Here is a 5,084-nt window from a genome sequence, read left to right as displayed (position 1 = left end):
AAAATTAATGAAGAGTTTGATCCTGGCTCAGAACGAACGCTGGTGGCGTGTCTTATACATGCAAGTCGAGCGGTGTAGCAATACATAGCGGCGAACGGGTGAGTAACGCGTAAGCAATCTGCCCCCTGCTCGGGAATAGCCGTGCCAACGCGCGGGTAATACCGGATATAGTGGCCCTGGACATCCGGGGTTGACAAAAGATTTATCGGCAGGGGATGAGCTTGCGTCCGATTAGCTAGTTGGCGGGGCAACGGCCCACCAAGGCGACGATCGGTAGCCGGCCTGAGAGGGTGATCGGCCACATTGGGACTGAGATACGGCCCAGACTCCTACGGGAGGCAGCAGTAGGGAATATTGCACAATGGGGGAAACCCTGATGCAGCAACGCCACGTGTGGGAAGAAGCATTTCGGTGTGTAAACCACTGTCGTGAGGGAATAAGGCTGAGTTTCGGCTCAGTTGAATGTACCTCGAGAGGAAGCACCGGCAAACTTCGTGCCAGCAGCCGCGGTAATACGAGGGGTGCAAGCGTTGTTCGGAATCACTGGGCGTAAAGGGAGCGCAGGCGGAAGCTCAAGCGGATTGTACAATACCGGGGCCCAACCCCGGACCTGCAGTCCGAACTGGGTTTCTTGGATAGTTCAGGGGCAAGCGGAATTCCTGGTGTAGCGGTGGAATGCGTAGAGATCAGGAAGAACACCGATGGCGAAGGCAGCTTGCTGGGGACTTATCGACGCTCATGCTCGAAAGTGCGGGTAGCAAACAGGATTAGATACCCTGGTAGTCCGCACCGTAAACGATGCATACTGGGTGTCCGCGGTTCGCCGCGGGTACCGTAGCCAACGCGTTAAGTATGCCGCCTGGGGAGTACGTACGCAAGTATGAAACTCAAAGGAATTGACGGGGGCCCGCACAAGCGGTGGAGCATGTGGTTTAATTCGAAGCAACGCGCAGAACCTTACCAGGGTTTGACATGGGAACGCCGCGGCGAGAGATCGCCGTTTGTAGCAATACACGTTCCGCACAGGTGCTGCATGGCTGTCGTCAGCTCGTGTCGTGAGATGTTGGGTTAAGTCCCGCAACGAGCGCAACCCACGTTTCCAGTTGCCACCCGCAAGGGGGCCCTCTGGAGAGACTGCCGGGGACAACCCGGAGGAAGGTGTGGATGACGTCAAGTCCTCATGGCCCTTACATCCTGGGCTACACACGTGCTACAATGGGCGGTACAATGGGTCGCAACGCCGCGAGGCGGAGCCAATCCTCAAAGCCGTCCTCAGTTCGGATCGGAGTCTGCAACTCGACTCCGTGAAGCTGGAATCGCTAGTAATCGTGGGTCAGCACACCACGGTGAATACGTTCCCGGGCCTTGTACACACCGCCCGTCAAGCCATGGAAGGAGGGAGCGCTCAAAGTCGCGATGCCGACCCGCAAGGGGGGCCAGCGCCTAAAGCGAGACCTCTGACTGGGGCTAAGTCGTAACAAGGTAGCCGTACCGGAAGGTGCGGCTGGATTACCTCCTTTAAGGAGTAAACATCGGACACCATGTCCGACCACCTGTTAATACGTTTTTTGACAGTCCGTCACATGAAGCACATCTCCGGTTCCTTTAGGGCCCGGGTCTGTAGCTCAGCTGGTTAGAGCACCGCTCTGATAAGGCGGGGGTCAATGGTTCAAGTCCATTCAGGCCCATACCTTTCGGGGTTATAGCTCAACTGGTAGAGCGCCAGCTTTGCAAGCTGGATGTTAGGAGTTCGAGTCTCCTTAGCTCCAGGAAAGCGCCCCCGGGCGCAGGAAGAGAGTCCGTCCGAGCGACGGAACGCAGATTGAAAACTTTGGCGACAACATACGAAAAAGCAACAAGCACAGAGTGACTTGAAGCACCAAGAATCAATGGTGGATTCGAGCTGCTCATGCAGCAATAGATCGAGCTGAATCGCTGGAAAACAGGATTTAAGCGAAGGAATGCACGCGGGGGATGCCTTGGCATCAGCCGGCGACGAAGGACGGGCCAAGCCCCGAAAGTGCGGTACGAGGCGCAAAGGGCCTTTGACTACCGCGGTTCCGAATGGGGAAACCCACGCGCAAGCGTATCCTCTGGACGAATACATAGTCCAGCGGAGGCAAACCCGGGGAACTGAAACATCTCAGTACCCGGAGGAAAAGAAATCAACCGAGATTCCCTCAGTAGTGGTGAGCGAAAGGGGAGCAGCCCAGACGGGTTCCGTAGCAGGGAAGTGTGTCGAAGCGGGATGGAAAGCCCCCCCACAGCAGGTGACAGGCCTGTAGACATAACGAACTGTTCGGCCGTCGAAGAGTAGGGCGGGACACGTGAAATCCTGCCTGAAGACGGGGGGACCACCCTCCAAGGCTAAATACGAGCTGATGACCGATAGTGCACAGTACCGTGAGGGAAAGGTGAAAAGCACCCCGAGAGGGGAGTGAAAGAGCGCCTGAAACCGCGTGCATACATTCTGTCGGAGGAAGGATTCATCCTTCTGACGGCGTGCCTTTTGTTTAATGAGCCAGCGAGTTGCTCGCGTACGGCGAGGTTAAGCGCCTCAGGCGCGGAGCCGAAGCGAAAGCGAGTCTCAACTGGGCGACCAGTCGTACGCGGCAGACACGAAGCCTTAGTGATCTACCCATGGCCCGGCTGAAGCGGAAGTAACATTCCGTGGAGGGCCCAACCGATATACATTGAAACGTGTCCGGATGAGCTGTGGGTAGGAGCGAAAGACCAATCAAACTGGGCGATAGCTTGTTCTCTCCGAAACATATTTAGGTATGGCGTCATGAATAGCTTCACGGGGGTAGAGCACTGGAAGGACTAGGGGGCACACCCGCTTACCAAACCCTATCAAACTCCGAATACCGTGAACGTGGTGCATGGCAGACAGCCCGCGGGTGATAAGATCAGCGGACGAAAGGGAAACAACCCGGACCACCGACTAAGCGTCCCCAAGTACGTGCTGAGTGGAAAAGGATGTGGGGTTGCACAGACAGCCAGGAGGTTAGCTTAGAAGCAGCTACCCTTTAAAGAAAGCGTAATAGCTCACTGGTCAAGCGACCCCGCGCCGAAAATGATCGGGACTAAGCACGTCACCGAAGTCGTGGACTCGCAGCAATGCGAGTGGTAGGAGAGCGTTCCGCAGGCCTGGGAAGGCGGGTGGCGATGCCCGCTGGAGGTACCGGAAACGAGAATGCTGGCATGAGTATGCGAAAATGCGGGTGAAAAACCCGCACACCGTAAGTCCAAGGGTTCCCGGGCAAGGATAATCCTCCCGGGGTCAGTCGGGATCTAAGACGAGGCCGAGAGGCGTAGCCGATGACAATCCGGTCAACATTCCGGAACCCCACAGTAAGCGTCACTACCGACGGGGCGACGCATGGGACAGCGCGTAGCGGCTGACGGATGCCGCGGATGGAGTGCAAGGCTCCGGGGAGGCAAATCCCCCCGGTACATGCCCCAGGCTCCGGACCCTACGAAGGCTTCGGCCGGAGTGGGAGTCGCGTGGGCCCGTGCCAGGAAAAACCCCTAAGGGAGCGAATGTGGGCCCGTACCGTAAACCGACACAGGTGGACGAGGCGAATAGCCTAAGGTGCTCGAGACAACTCGGGAGAAGGAACTCGGCAAATCAACCCCGTAACTTCGGGATAAGGGGAGCCTCCGACTGTCACCATGAACAGTGGAAAGCGGTTGGAGGTCGCAGGGAAACGGCAGAAGCGACTGTTTACCAAAAACACAGGGCCATGCTAACACGCAAGTGGACGTATATGGTCTGACACGTGCCCGGTGCCGGAAGGTTAACAGGAGGGGTCAGCGCAAGCGAAGCCCTGAATCGAAGCCCCGGTAAACGGCGGCCGTAACTATAACGGTCCTAAGGTAGCGAAATTCCTTGTCGGGTAAGTTCCGACCTGCACGAATCGTGTAACGACTTCTGCACTGTCTCCTCCCGGGACTCGGCGAAATTGCAGTGCCGGTGAAGATGCCGGCAACCCGCACCTGGACGGAAAGACCCCATGAACCTTCACTGTATTTTGACATTGGTTTTAGGGCCCGCATGTGTAGGATAGGTGGGAGGCTTTGAAACGGCGACGCCAGTCGTCGCGGAGCCGCCCTTGAAATACCACCCTTGCGCGCTTTGAGATCTAACCTCGTCCCGTCATCCGGGACAGGGACCGTGTCTGATGGTCAGTTTGACTGGGGCGGTCGCCTCCTAAAAGGTAACGGAGGCATCCAATGGTTCCCTCAGCGCGGTCGGCAATCGCGCGAAGAGCATAAAGGCATAAGGGAGCTTGACTGCGAGGCGGACACGCCGGGCAGGTACGAAAGTAGGGCTTAGTGATCCCGCGGTACAGCGTGGAAAGGCCGTTGCTCAATGGATAAAAGGTACTCTGGGGATAACAGGCTGATCTCCCCCAAGCGTTCATAGCGACGGGGAGGTTTGGCACCTCGATGTCGGCTCGTCGCATCCTGGGGCTGGAGAAGGTCCCAAGGGTTTGGCTGTTCGCCAATTAAAGCGGCACGCGAGCTGGGTTCAGAACGTCGTGAGACAGTTCGGTCCCTATCCGGTGTGGGCGTTCGAGACTTGAGGGAAGCTGTCCTTAGTACGAGAGGACCGGGACGGACGTACCTCCGGTGTACCGGCTGTCGCGCCAGCGGCATTGCCGGGTAGCCGTGTACGGATCGGAGAAACGCTGAAGGCATCTAAGCGTGAAGCCGTTCCCAAGATCAGGTCTCGCGGGGGCAACCCCATGTAGGGCCGTCGTAGACTACGACGTCGATAGGCCGCAGGTGTGAGCGTGGCGACACGTTGAGCCGAGCGGTACTAATAGCCCGGTAGAGCTTTTCCTTCTTTTCAACGATTTGGTTCAATCGGTTGCGTGAGCAGCCCGGACCCGCCAGCTTCAAGGCTGTGCAAGAGAGCTTTTTCAGACGACAGTTGTCGCCGCAGGAATTGTTTCAGCGGTTACCGAGAGGGGGTCATACCCGTTCCCTTTCCGAACACGGAAGTCAAGCCCCTCATCGCCGATGGTACCTGGCCTACGGGCCCGGGAGAGTAGGTCGCCGCTGGATTCACGCCCCTT

General features: G+C 57.5%; 2 tRNA genes and 3 rRNA genes. All 5 read left to right on the top strand.

Annotated features, from left to right (window positions below):
• Positions 1-4: 4 nt before the first annotated feature.
• The 5 genes from QOL41_RS14165 (at position 5) to rrf (ending at position 5,073) form a co-directional block, all read left to right on the top strand.
• Positions 5-1,520 (top strand): 16S ribosomal RNA (locus QOL41_RS14165).
• 94 nt (positions 1,521-1,614) lie between these two features.
• Positions 1,615-1,688, top strand: a tRNA-Ile gene (locus tag QOL41_RS14160).
• An 8-nt stretch (positions 1,689-1,696) separates the two neighbouring features.
• A tRNA-Ala gene (locus QOL41_RS14155) sits at positions 1,697-1,769 on the top strand.
• Positions 1,770-1,945: 176 nt separating this feature from the next.
• Positions 1,946-4,851, top strand: a 23S ribosomal RNA gene (locus QOL41_RS14150).
• Positions 4,852-4,958: 107 nt separating this feature from the next.
• A 5S ribosomal RNA gene (rrf, locus tag QOL41_RS14145) occupies positions 4,959-5,073 on the top strand.
• Together the 16S, 23S and 5S rRNA genes with 2 tRNA genes alongside form the textbook arrangement of a ribosomal RNA operon.
• The last annotated feature ends 11 nt before the right edge of the window (positions 5,074-5,084 follow it).

The sequence above is a fragment of the Fibrobacter sp. UWB10 genome (assembly GCF_900182935.1).
Classification (GTDB): domain Bacteria; phylum Fibrobacterota; class Fibrobacteria; order Fibrobacterales; family Fibrobacteraceae; genus Fibrobacter; species Fibrobacter succinogenes_O.
This window is presented reverse-complemented; position numbering and strand designations above follow the sequence as displayed.